Genomic DNA, 13,860 nt, shown 5'->3' with positions numbered 1-13,860 from the left:
GCATGTGTTCCTCGTTGGGGGAGCCGCATTATGGCGCGGTGCAGCAAGGGGGCGTCAATGCGCGCTCCGCGCATTTGGGTCGGCCACGCAAGTTCGCTAGTCTTGCCGTCTGCGCCCGTCGCCCCGGTTGACCCCTCGCACCACCGATGCTCACCGCCCGCTTCCACTCCGCCATCGCCGAGCTTCCCGCGACGGCCTGGGACGCATTGCGCGCGCGGCCCAACCCGTTCGTCTCGCACGGTTTCCTGCACGCGCTCGAGCGCACCGGCTGCATCCGGCCCGAGTGGGGCTGGCAGCCCCACCACCTGGGCCTGTACGAAAAAGGCCGGCTGGTCGCCGCGGCGCCGCTGTACCTGAAGGGCAACTCGCATGGGGAATTCGTATTCGACTGGAGCTGGGCCAGCGCCTGGGAGCGCGCTGGCGGCACCTACTACCCCAAGCTGCTCAATGCGGTCCCGTACTCGCCCGTGCCGGGACCGCGCCTGCTCGCCGGCAGCGGCGAACGTGCGCCGGCCCTGCGCCAGGCGCTGGCCGAGGCCATGCGTGCCGAGGCGGAGCGGCTGGGGCTTTCCTCGGTGCATGCCAATTTCCTGCAGGAGCCCGACTGTGCGGCCTTCGGCGAGGCCTGGCTGGCGCGCTCGGACGTGCAGTTCCACTGGCACAACCGAGGCTACCGGCATTTTGAGGATTTCCTCGCCACGCTCAAGGCCAAGAAGCGCAAGAACATCCGCCAGGAACGCGCACACGTCGACGCACGCGGCCTGTCGATCCGCATGCGCGCCGGGACCGACCTGGGGGCGGACGAGTGGCGGCAGGTGCATGCGCTCTACGCCGCCACGTTCGACGCCAAGGGCAACCATGCCGCGCTGACGCCGGCCTTCTTCCGGGCCCTGGGCACGCTGGGCGAGACCGTGCAGGTCGCCACGGCGTCGGACGACGGACGCCTGCTCGCCATGGCGCTGTTCCTGCAGGGCGACGGCACGCTCTACGGCCGTTACTGGGGAGCCTGCGAGGAGATCCCGGGCCTGCACTTCGAGTTGTGCTACTACCGCGGCATCGAGCACGCGATCGCCCGTGGCCTGCAGTGCTTCGAGCCGGGCGCGCAGGGCGAACACAAGCTGGCCCGGGGTTTCGTTCCGGTACGCACGCATTCGCGCCATTACCTGGTCCACCCGCAGTTCCGCCGCGCGGTACGCGAGGCGCTTGCGCACGAACGGAATGCGATGGACGACTACGTGACCGAGCTCGCGGCCCATGCGCCTTACGCCGGGGCCTGCTGGTGATCCGCCTGCCGCTGCTCGACCCGGCATCGCCCGAGCGCTTCCCCGACCCGCGCCAGGCACTGGCCGAACCGAACGGCCTGCTCGCCTTTGGCGGCGACCTGTCGCCCCGGCGGCTGCTGGCCGCGTACCAGCGCGGCATCTTCCCCTGGTTCAACCCGGGCGAGCCGATCCTGTGGTGGTCGCCCGACCCACGCTGCGTGTTCCACACCGCGTCGCTCAGAGCCAACCGCAGCCTGCGCCGCGCGCTGGCCGGGCGGGACTGGCGCGTCAGCGTGGACCAGGCCTTCGTGCGCGTGATGCAGGCCTGCGCCGCGCCGCGCCCGGGCCAGCACGGCACCTGGATCGGTCCGGCCGTGATCGGCGCCTACGCGGCGCTGCACACCCAGGGCCACGCGCACAGCGTGGAGGTGTGGGAGGGCGAGGCGCTGGTCGGCGGTATCTACGGCGTCAGCGTGGGACGGCTGTTCTGCGGCGAGTCGATGTTCAGCGCGCAGAGCGGTGGCTCGAAGCTGGCGCTGGTCGCGCTGTCCCACTGGCTGCGCAGCTGGGGCTTTCCCTTGCTGGATGCGCAGGTGAGCAACCCGCACCTGCTCGGCCTGGGCGCATGCGAGATGCCGCGCGAGGCCTTCCTGGCACAGGTGCGCACGCTCGCCGCGCAACCGTTCGACGAGGGAAACTGGCGTGCGGTGCCCATGCGCCCGGCCGCCGATTACCTGCGCTAGGCGCGAGCTTGCTCGCGACGCCTTCGGCTCGGTGCTGCGCCAGGATCGGGAGCATCGCGGGCAAGCTCGCCCCTACGCGTGGGCGGCTCCTGCGGGCGCGTCCTCGGCGGGCAGCGTGCTGCCGGAAAGCCCGAGCGCCTTGAGCTCCCCGTAATGGGCCAGGAACAGTTCCACCAGGTGCGGGTCGAGCTGGCTCCCTGCCGCGTCGCGCAGGTAGGCAAGCACCTCCTGTTCCGGCCAGGCGGGCTTGTACACGCGGGGAAAGCTCAGCGCGTCCCATACGTCCACGATGCTGAAGATGCGCGCCGCCAGCGGGATCGCCTCGCCACGCAGCCCGCGGGGGTAGCCGGTACCGTCCCAGCGCTCGTGGTGGGCGTAGGGAATGTCGGCCGCACTGCGCAGGAAGTCGACCTGCTCCAGCAACTCGCGCCCGATCCGCGGATGCTGGCGCATCTGCGCCATCTCGGCCTCGTCGAGCTTGCCTGGCTTGATCAGGATGGTGTCGGGCAAGGCCAGCTTGCCGATGTCGTGCAGCAGCGCGCCGAACTTCACCGCGCAAAGCGCCTCGCCCTGTACTCCGGCCAGCCGCGCCAGGCCCACCGCCATGCGCATCACGCGGTCGGAGTGGTCGCGCGTTTCCTTGTGGCGGATGTCCATCGCCGAGACCAGCACGCGCAACGCCTGTTCGTGGCCCTCCACCAGTTGCCGGTTGATGTCGGCCAGGCGCTTGATGTCGCGCCCGATCAGCCAGTACAGCATCAGCCCGGTGGCCGCGACGAATACCCAGCCCTTGACGCTCTGCGCCCAGGTCAGCTGCGCCGGGTCGCGCGCCAGCGCGGCGAGCGCACGGTCGGAGAACCAGATCCAGCACGCAGCCAGTGCCACGTACAGGAATGCGGTCCGGAACTGCGGGCTGATGGGCACGTCGACCTCGACAGCGAGACGTTGTATCCAATGTCTCCTCAAGACTCGGCAGCCGCACCGAGAACTTGATCACACAAACCGAGGGTGAAGATCACCGACGCCGGACGCGCGGTCTCCGGATGCAGCGGCTCGACCAGGTCGATCAGCTGCAGGCCGGCCGCGCGGAAGCTGGCCAGCCAGCCGGCGAAGGTGCGGAAGTACCAGGGTGCAGCCTCGGCGAACCCTTCGCCGCAACCCGCCCAGGAGCCCTCGCGCCAGCCGTCCCGGTAAGGTTGCTCGCCGCACGCGGCGGCCGGGTGCAGGGTCTGCACGACCAGGGCGCCGCCCGGTTCCAGCAACCGCGGCATCGCCCGCAGCAACGCGTCGACCGAGGCACCCCCGAGCAGCGAGAAATTGCAGACCGCCACGTCGGCGCGCTCGTCCAGCATGCCGGCAGCGATGGCGTCATAGTCGAGGACACGGAAACGGCCAGGGCCGCCGGCCTCGGCCGCCGCCACCAGTGCCGGCACCGCGTCGATGCCCAGCACGGCGATGCCGTCCCTGGCCAGCGCATGCGCCAGCCAGCCCTCCCCGCACCCCAGGTCGATTGCGGTACGCGGGCGCCGCCTGGCCACCGCGGCGAGGATGGCGGCATCGGTCACCAGACGGCGACTGGCGATGGCCGCGCCGCGCACGGCGCGCGTCCAGGGCGCGGCATTGCACTGCCACGCCTGCAGGATGGCCTGCTCCGGATCGCGTTCGGGCCCGCTCACGCGGGAACCCGGCGGCGGGCCGGCGGACGGGCGGCAGGCATCCGGTCAGCCCGCGCGCGCGCTGTACCGGGTCGCCACGTAGTCGTCGAGGATGGCGACGAATTCCTCGGCAATGTTGTCGCCGCGCAGCGTGGTCGCCTTCTCGCCGTCGATGAAGACCGGCGCCGAAGGCGCCTCGCCGTTACCCGGCAGCGAGATGCCGATGTTGGCGTGCTTGGACTCGCCCGGGCCGTTGACCACGCAGCCCATCACGGCAAGCGTGAGGTTCTCGACGCCGTCGTACATCACGCGCCATTCGGGCATCCGGGCGCGCACGTGCGCCTGCACCGTCCTGGCCAGCTCCTGGAAGAATTCGCTGGTGGTGCGGCCACAGCCCGGACAGGCGGTGACCAGCGGCGTGAACGCGCGCAGGCCCATGGTCTGCAGCAGCTCCTGTGCGACGATCACCTCCTGCGTGCGCGCACCGCCGGGTTCCGGCGTCAGCGAGATGCGGATGGTATCGCCGATGCCTTCCTGCAGCAGCACCGCCAGCGCGGCCGCCGAGGCGGTGATGCCCTTGGAGCCCATGCCGGCCTCGGTCAGGCCCAGATGCAGGGCGTAGTCGCAGCGCGCGGCCAGGTCGCGGTACACCGCGATCAGTTCCTGCACGCCGGAGACCTTGCACGAGAGGATGATGCGATCGCGGGGCAGGCCGAGCTGTTCGGCCCGCGCGGCCGAGTCGAGTGCGGAGCGGATCAGCGCCTCGCGCGCGACCACGCCGGCGTCCCAGGGCTCGGCGCGGCGCGCGTTCTCGTCCATCAGCGTGGCGACCATGCCCTGGTCCAGGGAACCCCAGTTGGCGCCGATGCGCACCGGCTTGCCGTACTGGATCGCCTTCTCGATGATCGAGGCGAACTGGCTGTCCTTCTTCTTGCCGAAGCCGACGTTGCCGGGATTGATTCGGTACTTGGCCAGCACCTCGGCGCAGGCCGGCTCGGCTTCCAGCAACTGGTGGCCGTTGTAGTGGAAGTCACCCACGATCGGCACGTCCACGCCCATCATCGCCAGCCGCTCGGCGATGCGCGGCACCGCCGCCGCGGCCGCCGGCGTGTTCACGGTGATGCGCACGACTTCCGAGCCTGCGCGCGCCAGCTCGGCGATCTGTTTCGCGGTGCTGGCCGGATCCTCGGTGTCGGTGTTGGTCATCGACTGCACCACCACCGGCGCGCCCCCGCCGACCAGGACCTTGCCCACGCGCACGCCCACGCTCGGCCGGCGCATCGCCGGGCCGGCCGGACGCGGCCGGGAAACGGATTCGTTCATAAGCTCGAGAACCGACATTCGCACCGCACGACTGCGGCATCGCACAAGAATACCCGAACCTTACCTCGGGCCGCGGCGGCCGCAGGTCAGCGGCGTGGGGGACGGCGCAGCCTGGCGCCGGCGTACAGCCCCAGGCCGAAGGTCAGGTAGACCGCCGCGATCGACGCCGGACCGATGTGCCGCTCGAAGCCGGGGCGAAACCGCCGCGGCGTGATCGTGTAATCGACCAGGAACGCGGTGGCGGCTACCGCGGCGGCGCGCGTGGCACAGGCACGCGGCACGGCGGGCCGGCGCAGGCACCACCATTCGTAGACACCCGCCCACAGCAGCGAGCTGAAGTGGTGCACCAGGTAGCCCACGGCGGTGTAGCGCCAGCTCGGCCGCAGATGCCGCTTCGCTCCCCGCCCCCACAGCCATTGGCTGGTCGCGTTCACCCCGGCGAAGGCCGCGCGCGCTTCGCGCGCACTACACGCGGCCACCACCACGCTCGACAGCACCGCGGCCAGGGCGCCGCTGAGGTTGGTGCGGACGAGCCATGACGGGTTCGGGCGGGCGGGCAGTCTGGACATGATCGAGGGTTCCGGCGGGGACGGCATGCGCGTACTGGTGCTGGGGGCCGATGGCCTGATCGGTCGTGCGGTCTGCGATGCCCTGCAGGCGGCCGGTCATCACCCGGTACGCGGTGTCCGTCGGCAGCGTAGCCGCGCCGCCGGTGTAGACCACGTCTATGTGGACTTCGCGCGGGACACGCATCCGTCCGACTGGCAGGCGCGCCTGCTCGGCATCGATGCGGTGGTCAATGCCGTGGGCATCTTCGCCGAACACGGCGAGCAGACCTTCCGGCGCATTCATGCGCAAACGCCCAGGGCGCTGTTCGCGGCCTGCCGCGAATGCGGCGTCACGCGCGTGGTGCAAATGTCCGCGCTGGGCGCCGACGAGCACGCCGCCAGCCGCTTCCATCGCAGCAAGCGCGCCGGCGATGCGGCGCTGCGCGCGATGGTGCCGAGCGGGACGGTGCTGCAACCCTCGCTGGTGTTCGGCGCGGGCGGCGCCAGCAGCCGCATGCTGATGCTGCTCGCCTGGTGGCCGCTGACGGTGCTGCCCGATGGCGGGCGCCAGCGCGTCCAGCCGATCCATGTCGACGATCTCGCCTGCCTGGTGGTGCGCCTGCTGGAGCGGGACGACCGGCCGGGCGTGTTGGCCGCGGTGGGCCCGCAGCCGCTTTCGCTGGCCCGCTATCTGGCCCTGCTGCGCCACGCCCTCGGCGGCCACCGGTTGCGCGTGCTCGGCCTGCCTTCCGCCTGGCTGGCGCGCGTGGGCGGCCGCTGGCTCGACCGCGAGGCGCTGGCCATGCTCGCGCGCGGCAACACGGCCGATGTCCGTCCGCTGGTCGCATGGCTGGGACAGGCACCGCGGCCACCGCGCCGCTTCCTTGCGCCCTCCGAGGCGACCGACCTGCGCGTGCTGCTCGCCTGGCGCGCGTGGGGCGCGCTGGGTCGCCTCGCCGTGGCGACGGTCTGGCTGGTAACCGGCATCGTGTCGCTGGGCCTCTACCCGGTGGCCGGCAGCCTGGCCCTGCTCGGCCGCGTGGGTCTGACCGGCCTGCCGGCGCGATGGGCGCTGTACGGCGCGGCCGGGATGGACCTGCTCTTCGGCCTCGCCACGCTGCTGCTGCGTGGCCGGGCGTTGCGCGCCGCCTATCTGGCCCAGGCGGTGCTGATGCTGGGCTACACGGCAATCATCACGGTCGCCCTGCCGGACTTCTGGCTGCATCCGTTCGGGCCGATCCTGAAGAACCTGCCGATGCTGGCGTTGCTCGGCATGCTGTACGCGGCGGAGCGGCGCTGATGGCCTACCTGGTCGTCAAGTGGCTGCACGTGCTGTCCTCCACCCTGCTGTTCGGCACGGGCATCGGCAGCGCGTTCTACCTGCTGGTGGCCAGCCTGCACCGCGATGCGCGTGTGGTGGCGGTGGTGGCGCGCTACGTGGTGCTGGCGGACTGGCTGTTCACCGCGACCACGGCGGTGTTCCAGCCGCTGAGCGGCTTCTGGCTGGTGCGCTGGGCCGGCATTCCCTGGCGCGGCGGCTGGGTGGGCTGGTCGGTTGCGCTGTACGCCGTGGCGATCGCCTGCTGGTTGCCGGTGGTGCTGCTGCAGATGCGCATGCGCGGCCTGGCGGCGCACGCCTGCGCCGAGGCGATACCGCTGCCGCCGGCGTACTGGCGGGCCTTCCGCCTCTGGGTGGCGCTGGGCGTACCGGCCTTCCTCGCCTTCCTGGCGGTGTTCTACTTGATGGTGGTGAAGCCGCCACTCTGACGCCCTCGCCTCTCTGACGCGCTCTACGGTGTCGCCTGCCGCAGGGCGGCGAGGAGCAGGCGCCGCTGCAGGCGTTCGCCGAGTCGCCGCGGCGTGGCCAGGTGCATGCGATCCAGCGCGGCCGCCTCGCCCGCCACGGGGCGGCCGGGTCGCACCAGGGCACCGGCCAGCGCCAGCCGCCCGCGCCAGCTCGCGGCCCGCTCCCTGAGCCAGCCCAGCGCGGGCACCAGTTGTTGCTCCACCTCGGTGAAATCGCTGCCGAACGGGTAGCCGGGCACCAGGCCGGCGCGGCGCATCGGTGCCAGTGCCTCGCGCAGGCACTCGGGCCGGTGCCGGCGCCATGCCTCGGGAATGCGGAAATCCGGCGCGAGCTTGCCGTGCGCCTTGGCCTCGGCCGCCAGCGCATCCAGAAAGCGCGCATCGCAGATCGACAGCATCGCCTCGATGCACTCGCTGTCGCTCTTGCCGCGCAGGTCGGCCACGCCGTACTCGGTCACCACCAGGTCGCGGAGATGGCGCGGAATGGTGGTGTGGCCGTAGTTCCAGCGGATGTTGGTGCGCACCTCGCCGCGTTCGCGGCGGGTCGCGCGCAGCAGCAGCACCGAGCGGCCGTCCTCCAGCTCGTGGGCCATCGCCACGAAGTTGTACTGGCCGCCGACGCCACTCACCACCTGGCCGTCCTCCAGCGCATCGGAAACCGCCGCACCCAGCAGCGTGGCCATCATGCAGGTGTTGAAGAAGCGCGCGCCGCGCCGCTGCAGTGCCGCCAGTGCCTGATGGTCGCCGTAGAGCTGGTTGACGTTGGAGACCGGGCACATGTCGATCGCGTCCGGGTCGGCCGCTTCGGTCGCGGCCAGCCATTCGTACAGCTCCCGGCTGCCGAGGAAGAAGGCGCCGCGCAGGTAGTGCCCGCCGGGCGTGGCCGGATTCAGCCGGCCGGCGGCCGACGCGCGCTCCAGTGCCAGGTTGTCCCAGCTGCGGCGCCTGAGGATGCCGGCCCGCGCCAGGTGCATGAAGCCGTCCATCACCATTTCGCTGGCGCCGTACAGGCCGGTGGCGAAAGGCGTGGTACCGCCGATGCGCCCGGCCAGCGCCCGGGTCGCGCCGGTGCCGTCGAGCACACGCAGCGCCTCGCGCCAGGCGGCGTTGGCCTGCTGGCGCAACAGCAGGGACTTCACCAGCGCATCGGACAGCGCACCGATGCCGATCTGCAGGCAGCCGCCGTCCCTGACCAGGGCGCTGGCATGCAGCCCCAGCGCGTACTCGGCCAGGCCCACCGCCGGTCGTGGCAGCGCGAACAGGGGTGGTTGGCGCGGCGGCGCGAGTTCCAGGTCGAAGAAGTCCGCGCCGACCTCCGCGTGGCCGCTGAGGTAGGGCAGGTCCGGATGGACCACCGCCACGCACAGTGGCCGCCGCTTGCCCACCCGCTTGCAGCGGGCCAGGAAGTCGAGCGTGAGGTCGGGATTGCTCGACAGGCTGTAGCGCGCCCCATCGGGCGTTTCCCGGCGGGCAACCAGTTGCACCAGCAGGTTCACGTCCTGCTCCGCGAGGTCGCGCGCCACGTGCGTGTAGTTCTGGCTGATGTAGTCGCGCTGCGCTCGCGGCGCATGCAGCAGCGCCCCCGACTGCAGGTAGAACTCGTGCACCGCCACGTTGCCCGGCAGCGCGTGGCGCGCCTCGGCCAGGGCGTACTCCGGGTCCTCGTAGCCGGCGCCGAAGTGGCGCTCCAGGAAGGGGCCCAGGAAGCGCGCCTCCAGGCCGGGCCGGGGCTGCGGCCGGGTCAGCGACAGTGCCGTGTAGAGCGTCATCGTGCGGGCCCGGTCCGCCACGGTGAGCCGGTACAGCGCGTTGAGCAGGCCATGCGGCTTGCCCAGGCCGAGCGGTGCGGCCACGCGCAGGTGCGGTCCCAGCCGCTCGGCGATCAGCCTTGCGCAGGCGGCGGTGTCGTCGAGGCGAGGCGCGGACGGCATGCGCGGATCATGGCAGAAGCCGGGGCGCGGGCGCACATGCCGGCGACGCGGCGGCGCGTCGGCTTGCCCTACACTCGCCGCATGGCATCGACCCCGCTGATCCCGTCGGCACCGAGCCGGTTCCTGGCCGAGCAGGCCTTGAGCCGGGCCGCCGGCGCGCCCCTGCTGGGGGGCAATGCGATCGAGCTGCTGATCGACGCCGCGGCGCACTACGAGGCGTGGCTGGCGGCGATCCGCGGCGCGCGCCAGCGGGTGCTGCTGGAGAACTACCTGATCAGCGACGACGAGGTCGGCCGCGCCTTTCGCGACGCCCTGGTCGAACGCGCCCGCGCCGGTGTCACGGTGGCGGTGGTGTACGACTGGCTGGGTTGCCTGGGCCAGTCCGGCTCCGCCTTCTGGCAACCCTTGCGCCGCGCCGGCGGCGAGGTGCGGGTGTTCAACCCACCGCAACTGGGCAAGCCGTTCGGCTGGATCACCCGCGACCATCGCAAGCTGCTGGTGGTCGACGGCCAGCTCGGCTTCCTTTCCGGGGTGTGCATCAGCGCGCGCTGGCTCGGCGATGCGCGGCGTGGCGTGCCACCCTGGCGAGACACCGGCGTCGCGCTGCGCGGGCCGGCGGTCGCCGAGCTGGAACTGGCCTTCGCGCAGAGCTGGGCCAGCCTCGGCACGCCGCTCGACCTGACGTCACCGGCGGTGGAGGCCCAGGCCGGCACCATCGCCTTGCGGGTGATCGCCACCCAGCCGGCCACCGCGGGCATGTACCGGCTCGACCAGCAGGTTGCGGCGATGGCGCGCCGCACGCTGTGGATCACCGACGCCTACTTCGTCGGCATGGCGCCGTACGTGCAGGCGCTGGCGTCGGCCGCGCGCGACGGCGTCGACGTGCGGCTGCTGGTGCCCGGCACCAGCGACATCCCGCTGGTCGCCGGCATGTCGCGCTCGGGCTACCGGCCGCTGCTCAAGGCCGGCATCCGCGTGTTCGAGTGGAACGGCTCGATGCTGCACGCCAAGACCGCAGTGGCCGACGGCCAGTGGGCGCGGGTGGGCTCGTCCAACCTCAATATCGCCAGTTGGCTGGGCAACCGCGAGATCGATGTGGCGGTGGAAGACGCCGGCTTCGCGCGCCGGCTGGCCGAGCAGTACGAGCGCGACCTGGCCAACGCCACCGAGATCGTGCTCGCCCCGCGCCGGCGCCGCCCGCACCTGGCGCGGGTGCAGAGCAGCACCGAGCGTCCGCCGCGGCCGAAGCGCCCCGGCGGCAGTTCCAGCCGCGCCGCGGCCGGCGCGCTGCGCATCGCCAACACGGTCGGCGCGGCGCTGACCGACCGCCGCGTGCTGGGGGACACCGCGCGCGGGCCGCTGCTGGTCGGCATCGCCGTGCTGGCGCTGCTGGCCGCCGTCGCCCTGGTCTGGCCGAAAGTGGTGAGCTGGCCGATCGCCACGCTCTCGGCCTGGTTCGCGCTCAACCTGGCCATCCGCGTATGGCGCCTGCGCCGGCGCGGGGACGGCTGACCCGCGCCGGTAGGAGCGGGCCTGCTTGCGATCCCGCAGGCGACGAGCCGGCCATGTCTCGCGTGACGGAACGCAGCTGCATCGCGAGCAAGCTCTCCCCGGATGGCCCCGGACCGCGAAAGGTCAGGCAATGCTTGCAGTTTGTTCGCCAAGCGCATGTTCGTTCAGCGCTTCGTGCTAGGCTCGACGGCCCATGCACAGCTTCGACGACCGCCCGGCGCCCCCGCGCACCGTCCTCACCCCGAGCACCCTCAACCGGCTGGTGCGCGGGCTGCTGGAGGACGCGCTGCCGCTGGTCTGGATCGAGGGTGAGCTGTGCAACGTCTCGCGCCCGGCATCCGGCCACCTGTACTTCACCCTGAAGGATGCCGGCGCCCAGGTACGCGCCGCCATGTTCAAGCCCAAGAGCGGCTGGCTGCGCTTCCGCCCCGCCGACGGCATGCACGTGCTGGTACGGGCGCGGGTCGGGCTGTACGAGCCGCGCGGCGAGTTCCAGCTGGTCGCCGAGCACATGGAACTGGCCGGCGAAGGCGCGCTGCGGCGGCAGTTCGAGCAGCTCAAGGCGCGGCTCGATGCGGAGGGTCTGTTCGCCCCTTCGCGCAAGCGGCCCCTGCCCCGCTACGCCCGCCGCATCGGCGTGATCACCTCGGCCACCGGAGCGGCGATCCGCGACGTGCTGAGCGTGCTGCGCCGCCGCTGGCCGCTGGTCGAGGTGGAGCTGCTTCCGGTGCCGGTGCAGGGCCGCGAGGCGCCGCCCGCGATCGTGGCGATGCTGCGCAAGGCCTCGGCGGCCGCCCGCCACGACGTGCTGCTCTTGACCCGCGGCGGCGGCTCGCTGGAGGACCTGATGGCCTTCAACGACGAGGCGGTCGCCCGCGCCGTCCACGCCAGCGCCGTGCCGGTGGTGTGCGCGGTGGGCCACGAGATCGACTTCTCGATCGCCGACTTCGCGGCGGACCTTCGCGCCGCCACGCCATCGGCGGCCGCCGAACTGCTGGTGCCCGACGGCGAGGCGCTGCGCCGGCACCTCGGCCAGCTCGCGCACCGGCTGCAACAGTTGCAGCGCCGGCGCCTGCAGGCGCAGGTCCAGCGCGTCGACCACCTGTTGGCGCGCCTGCAGGCGCAGCGCCCGCAGGCGCGGCTGGCCCGCGACCGCGAGCGGCTGGTGCAGCTGCACCGGCGCCTGCACGCCGCGCTGCGCGAACAGGCCCGCCTGCGCGCCGCGCGCCTGGAGCGGCTGCACGCACGGCTGCTGGCGCAGCACCCGCGCCAGCGGCTGCAACTGCTGCACCGACGCCTGGCCGAGCGCCAGCGCTCGCTGGAACAATGCATGAGCCACCGCCTGGAACGCGCCCGCCTGAACCTGCGCCAGGCCGCGCGCGCGCTGCAGGCGGTCAGCCCGCTCGCCACGCTGGAACGCGGCTATGCCATCGTGTTCGATGCCCAGGGACACGTGCTGCGTGCCGCCAGGGACGCCCCGCCCGGCACGCCGCTGCGGGCGCGCCTGGCCGAGGGCGAACTGGCGCTGCGCGTCACCGACGGCACCGACGAGCCCCGGTAGCTCCTTTGCACACCCCGGCAACGTGGCTGGCGGCAGGCTGCGGCCGATCGCCTGGAGACGGACCCATGCTCGACAAGACCTATCCCTATTACCTCGCCAACCGCCCGCAGCAGCCCAACGCCGACCTGGAGGTCCGCGACAAGTACAGCGGCAAGGTGGCCACCCGCGTGGCGGTACCCGACGCGCGGGCGATCGAGAAGGCGATCGCCGCCGCGTCCAGAGCTGCCGCGCCGATGCGCGCGTTCAAGCCGTGGGCGCGCCAGGCGGTGCTGGAGCATTGCGTGGCGCGCTTCACCGAGCGCCGCGACGAGCTGGCGATGGCGCTGTGCATCGAGGCCGGCAAGCCGATCAAGGATGCCGCCGGCGAGGTCACCCGGCTGATCGAGACCTTCCGCATTGCCGCCGCCGAGGCCGTGCGCATCGATGGCCAGACGCTCACCCTCGAGCTGGCGCCGCGGCTGGACGGCTATCACGGCTACACCCGGCGCGTGCCGATCGGCCCGGTCTCGTTCATCACGCCGTTCAACTTCCCGCTCAACCTGGTCGCGCACAAGGTGGCGCCCGCGATCGCCGCCGGCTGCCCGTTCGTGCTCAAGCCGTCCGAGAGGACCCCCATCGGCGCGCTGATCATCGGCCAGGTGCTGGCGGAGACCGACCTGCCGCGGGGGGCCTTCTCGATCCTGCCGGTGGACGGCCGGCACGCCGCGCCGCTGGTCGAGGACGAGCGCTTCAAGCTGCTCTCCTTCACCGGCGGGCAGGTCGGCTGGGACCTCAAGGCGCGCGCCGGGCGCAAGAAGGTGGTGCTGGAGCTGGGCGGCAATGCGGCCTGCATCGTGGACGATGACCAGGGCGACAAGCTCGACGCCATCGTCGAGCGGCTGGTGTTCGGCGCGTTCTACCAGTCCGGCCAGAGCTGCATCGGCGTGCAGCGCATCTACGCGCATGCGTCGATCTACGAGGCGCTGAAGAAGAAGCTGGTCGCCGCCACCAGGAAGCTCAAGGCCGGCGACCCGAAAAAGAAGGACGTGTTCATCGGACCGATGATCGACGAGGCCGCCGCCGAGCGCCTGCACGGCTGGATCGAGGAAGCGCGCCAGGCCGGCGCCACGCTGCTGTGCGGCGGCCGGCGCCAGGGCAACATGCTGGAGGCGACGCTGATGGAGAACGTGCCGCGCGACGCCAAGGCGAACTGTCTGGAAGCCTTCGGCCCGTTCGCCCTGCTCGCGCCGTTCGACGATTTCGACCAGGCGATCGCGCTGGTCAACGACTCCGACTACGGCCTGCAGGCCGGCATCTTCACCGACCGCCTTGAACATGCCATGCGCGCCTGGGACGAGCTCGAGCAGGGCGGCGTGATCGTCAACGACATCCCCAGCTTCCGCGTCGACAACATGCCCTACGGCGGCATCAAGCGTTCCGGCTTCGGCCGCGAGGGCGTGCGCTGCGCGATCGAAGACATGACCGAGGTGCGCCTGATGGTGATGCGGCGCCCGGCCTGACGCGGGAACCGGTGCGGGTC

Annotated in this window: 12 protein-coding genes; 7 read left to right on the top strand and 5 right to left on the bottom strand. The window is 72.0% G+C overall.

The genetic code is table 11. The annotated features are described in order from the left end of the window. Positions 1 to 146: 146 nt before the first annotated feature. Together WAT24_RS14920 and aat are read left to right on the top strand one after the other, a co-directional pair. A complete protein-coding gene (locus WAT24_RS14920) occupies positions 147 to 1,283 on the top strand; it encodes a GNAT family N-acetyltransferase (RefSeq protein ID WP_336808702.1) in 1,137 nt (378 codons plus the stop codon). Continuing rightward, entirely contained in the window at positions 1,280 to 2,005 is a 726-nt protein-coding gene (gene aat / locus WAT24_RS14915; RefSeq protein WP_336808701.1) for a leucyl/phenylalanyl-tRNA--protein transferase, read from the top strand. Before WAT24_RS14920 ends, aat begins: the two co-directional genes overlap by 4 nt. 72 nt (positions 2,006 to 2,077) lie before the next feature. Here aat and WAT24_RS14910 read toward each other — a convergent pair whose 3' ends face one another. The 4 genes from WAT24_RS14910 to WAT24_RS14895 form a co-directional block, all read right to left on the bottom strand. Further along, positions 2,078 to 2,929, bottom strand: a complete 852-nt coding sequence (locus tag WAT24_RS14910; protein ID WP_336808700.1) for an HD-GYP domain-containing protein — start codon at positions 2,927 to 2,929, stop codon at positions 2,078 to 2,080. 38 nt (positions 2,930 to 2,967) lie between these two features. Further along, positions 2,968 to 3,681, bottom strand: coding sequence for a class I SAM-dependent methyltransferase (locus WAT24_RS14905; RefSeq protein ID WP_336808699.1), 714 nt, complete (start codon positions 3,679 to 3,681; stop codon positions 2,968 to 2,970). 45 nt (positions 3,682 to 3,726) lie between these two features. Continuing rightward, entirely contained in the window at positions 3,727 to 4,983 is a 1,257-nt protein-coding gene (ispG, locus tag WAT24_RS14900; protein WP_336808698.1) for a flavodoxin-dependent (E)-4-hydroxy-3-methylbut-2-enyl-diphosphate synthase, read from the bottom strand. An 86-nt stretch (positions 4,984 to 5,069) separates the two neighbouring features. Continuing rightward, positions 5,070 to 5,552 carry a hypothetical protein gene (locus WAT24_RS14895; RefSeq protein ID WP_336808697.1) on the bottom strand — a complete coding sequence of 161 codons (483 nt, stop codon included), beginning with the start codon at positions 5,550 to 5,552 and terminating at the stop codon, positions 5,070 to 5,072. Between WAT24_RS14895 and WAT24_RS14890 the strand changes: the two genes are divergently transcribed. After that, the gene (locus WAT24_RS14890) at positions 5,551 to 6,831 is read left to right on the top strand and encodes an SDR family oxidoreductase (protein ID WP_336808696.1); all 1,281 of its coding nucleotides are present in this window, start codon (positions 5,551 to 5,553) and stop codon (positions 6,829 to 6,831) included. The two genes, WAT24_RS14895 and WAT24_RS14890, sit on opposite strands and share 2 nt — an antisense overlap. Continuing rightward, complete coding sequence (locus WAT24_RS14885) at positions 6,831 to 7,298, top strand: DUF2269 family protein (protein WP_336808695.1); 468 nt, start codon at positions 6,831 to 6,833, stop codon at positions 7,296 to 7,298. The genes WAT24_RS14890 and WAT24_RS14885 overlap by 1 nt, the downstream gene beginning before the upstream one ends. Before the next feature lie 23 nt (positions 7,299 to 7,321). Here WAT24_RS14885 and WAT24_RS14880 read toward each other — a convergent pair whose 3' ends face one another. After that, entirely contained in the window at positions 7,322 to 9,268 is a 1,947-nt protein-coding gene (locus WAT24_RS14880; RefSeq protein ID WP_336808694.1) for an acetyl-CoA hydrolase/transferase C-terminal domain-containing protein, read from the bottom strand. Between the two features lie 81 nt (positions 9,269 to 9,349). Between WAT24_RS14880 and WAT24_RS14875 the strand changes: the two genes are divergently transcribed. The 3 genes from WAT24_RS14875 to WAT24_RS14865 all read left to right on the top strand — a co-directional run bounded on the left by WAT24_RS14875 (position 9,350) and on the right by WAT24_RS14865 (position 13,840). Then, complete coding sequence (locus tag WAT24_RS14875) at positions 9,350 to 10,780, top strand: phospholipase D-like domain-containing protein (protein WP_336808693.1); 1,431 nt, start codon at positions 9,350 to 9,352, stop codon at positions 10,778 to 10,780. Between the two features lie 193 nt (positions 10,781 to 10,973). Continuing rightward, positions 10,974 to 12,341: an exodeoxyribonuclease VII large subunit gene (gene xseA, locus WAT24_RS14870; RefSeq protein WP_336808692.1), complete on the top strand. Its 1,368-nt coding sequence runs from the start codon at positions 10,974 to 10,976 to the stop codon at positions 12,339 to 12,341. A 65-nt stretch (positions 12,342 to 12,406) separates the two neighbouring features. Further along, a complete protein-coding gene (locus WAT24_RS14865; RefSeq protein ID WP_336808691.1) occupies positions 12,407 to 13,840 on the top strand; it encodes an aldehyde dehydrogenase family protein in 1,434 nt (477 codons plus the stop codon). The last annotated feature ends 20 nt before the right edge of the window (positions 13,841 to 13,860 follow it).

Source organism: Fulvimonas yonginensis (assembly GCF_037137055.1).
Lineage (GTDB): Bacteria > Pseudomonadota > Gammaproteobacteria > Xanthomonadales > Rhodanobacteraceae > Frateuria_A > Frateuria_A yonginensis.
The sequence above is the reverse complement of the archived record's forward strand: the minus strand, read 5'-3'. Positions and strand labels throughout refer to the sequence as shown.

Coding starts and splice junctions, on each gene's coding strand:
- WAT24_RS14890 (WP_336808696.1), top strand. CDS start 5,551: ATGATCGAGGGTTCCGGCGGGGACGGCATGCGCGTACTGGTGCTGGGG.
- xseA (WP_336808692.1), top strand. CDS start 10,974: ATGCACAGCTTCGACGACCGCCCGGCGCCCCCGCGCACCGTCCTCACC.
- ispG (WP_336808698.1), bottom strand. CDS start 4,983: ATGAACGAATCCGTTTCCCGGCCGCGTCCGGCCGGCCCGGCGATGCGC.
- WAT24_RS14875 (WP_336808693.1), top strand. CDS start 9,350: ATGGCATCGACCCCGCTGATCCCGTCGGCACCGAGCCGGTTCCTGGCC.
- WAT24_RS14885 (WP_336808695.1), top strand. CDS start 6,831: ATGGCCTACCTGGTCGTCAAGTGGCTGCACGTGCTGTCCTCCACCCTG.
- WAT24_RS14920 (WP_336808702.1), top strand. CDS start 147: ATGCTCACCGCCCGCTTCCACTCCGCCATCGCCGAGCTTCCCGCGACG.
- WAT24_RS14880 (WP_336808694.1), bottom strand. CDS start 9,268: ATGCCGTCCGCGCCTCGCCTCGACGACACCGCCGCCTGCGCAAGGCTG.
- WAT24_RS14895 (WP_336808697.1), bottom strand. CDS start 5,552: ATGTCCAGACTGCCCGCCCGCCCGAACCCGTCATGGCTCGTCCGCACC.
- WAT24_RS14865 (WP_336808691.1), top strand. CDS start 12,407: ATGCTCGACAAGACCTATCCCTATTACCTCGCCAACCGCCCGCAGCAG.